At 64.9% G+C, this 2,155-nt stretch carries 1 protein-coding gene; it reads right to left on the bottom strand.

The window, feature by feature from the left end; genetic code table 11:
• Positions 1–160: 160 nt before the first annotated feature.
• Complete coding sequence (ltrA, locus tag OXF11_21300) at positions 161–1,387, bottom strand: group II intron reverse transcriptase/maturase (GenBank protein ID MCY4489627.1); 1,227 nt, start codon at positions 1,385–1,387, stop codon at positions 161–163.
• Positions 1,388–2,155: the final 768 nt, after the last annotated feature.

Genomic DNA, 2,155 nt, shown 5'->3' with positions numbered 1-2,155 from the left:
GTAGAGTCGACGACTGGCGCGGTGGCGGTAGGCAAAGGGGGTAGCTGTTGCCGGGGGCTTTCGCCGATGCCGGTGCCTCACTCCTCTCCGTGGCCCCGTTTCCAGTCGCCGCTCATCGAACCGGACAGGCAGATTTCCTGCATCCGGCTCTCGGACGAGATCATGCCTTCGCCCACGGAAAACCTGCCGTACGCGGTGCAAGGTGCGTGAGCCCGTAATCGGACCAGAGCCGCTCGGACGGGAAGCGCACGTGTTTCCCGACCCGCACCTTGTGCTTACGGCAGAGCCACTGGCGCAGCCGCCGGGTCGCGTGTTGATCAATCGCCTTGTAGGCCGGACGGACCTGTCCCAGGATGAAATAGTTCGCCCAACCGGTCAGCAACCGGTTGAGGCGTCCCACTACGATTCCCGACGGCAGGAGCACGTGGCGCGGCGCGGTCAACTCGCTCACACGACGGCAGATGCTCTGGACGCTTTCCCGGCTCGGATGTGTACCTATGTAGGCGGCACCCGTACCCGGCCGGTAGTTGCAACCAATCCGGTAGCCGAGGAACGTCATCGATTCCTCCGGCACCCGGCAGCAGCGGGTCTTCTCAACGTTCATCGCCAACTTCAGACGTTTCATCAGGGCTTCGACCGCCGCTAGCATCACCGCTGCCGGCGCGCGACCGAGAACCGCGAAGTCATCCGCATAGTTGACGATTTCCGCCTTGAAGCGCCGGGCGTAGCCCAGCACCTTCCAGCCCAGAATGAAGCGCCGCATGTAGATGTTGCTGAACAGTGGCGAGATCGGAGACCCTTGCGGGGTCCCCTTCCGCTCGTGACGCGCCCGGTTCGTGCGGCGGCGACCGCCGCGCCCGTCGTCCTCTTCCACCGCCATCTCCAGCCACGCCTTGACCCAGCCCAACAGCCGCCCGTCGCTCACGCGACGCGCGATGGACTTCATCAGGTCCGCGTGCGGAATCTGGCCGAAGTAGTCCGACAGGTCGGCGTCCACCACCTCCCGGTGGCCCGTCCTCAGCAGCCGATGCACGCGCCTGACTGCGTCATGCGCGTCTCGGCCCGGCCGGTACGCATACTGCTCCGGTTGCAGGTCGGCTTCGAAGATCGGCGATAACACCAGCATCGCCGCCGTCTGCACCACCCGATCCCGGAGACACGGAATGCCCAACGGCCGGAACTTCCCTCGTTGCTTCTTCGGGATGAGAACCTGCCGAACCGCTCGCGGCCGATAGGTCCCCTCCTTCAGGTCCCGCGCCAGTACTCCCAGCCACCGGTCTACCCCGAGCGCCTCAATGTTCGCGACCGTCTCGCCGTCCACCCCGGCCGCGCCGCCGTTGCGCCGCACAGTCTGCCAGGCGACTGCGAGCACGTCGTCGCGCCACACCTTGTCGCTCAAAGAGTAAAACCGCAAGCCCGGAGCTTCCTTCGCTTTCGCATGTAGCGCCGTCTGGAGTCGCTGAACTCCATCTGAGACTGTTAGGCTTTCGCCAGTCCTCATGTCCCTTCCTCCGTCATGCGCTGCTCTCGAACTGAGGTCCCTTCCCTCCACCGGCATTACCCGGCTTCCTTGGTACCTACGGACCTCTCCGCCACCCTGCCGGCCCAACCTGACCCTCGCGGGCTGTCGGTTGGCGCGTGCCACGCCACCGGCAGGGCTTCCCGTGTTGCGTCCAATCCCCTCTTCCATACATGCCACCGCCAATACCCCGGCGGAACCGGTCGGTGCTCGCGTCGCTCGCTTCCCGACCGCTGGCAGCCTTCCCCGTTTCAACGGCGGGTCGGCTTCCGCATTGTGCTTTTCGAGGCCTGCTCGGCGTTTACTCGCGTTGTGGCCTGTGTGGTCGCTGAGCCGCCCGAGGCGGCCCTTTGTCATCGGAGTGCTTCAGACGATGTTGTTACCTCCACCATCCGCTCCGATTGCTACCGGCTGGAGCGACAGTTGCCGGGCGGGATTCGCACCCGCTGAGGATTGGCGCCTTCTCACGGCGCACGTTGAAATACAACATAAGGCCGGCCCGAACCTTGTAGTCAGCCCGGAGCGATCTTGCGGGTCTCGATGAAGTGGTAGAGGGCGGAGCGGGAGAGGTCCAGGATCTTGGCGATCGAGGCCTTTGGGACATTCTTGGCCACTAGCGCCCGCATGCCTTGCTCT

Source organism: Deltaproteobacteria bacterium, assembly GCA_026712905.1.
Classification (GTDB): domain Bacteria; phylum Desulfobacterota; class Binatia; order UBA9968; family JAJDTQ01; genus JAJDTQ01.
Note: the sequence above shows the minus strand (reverse complement) of the source record. Positions and strands in the feature narration are given on the sequence as shown.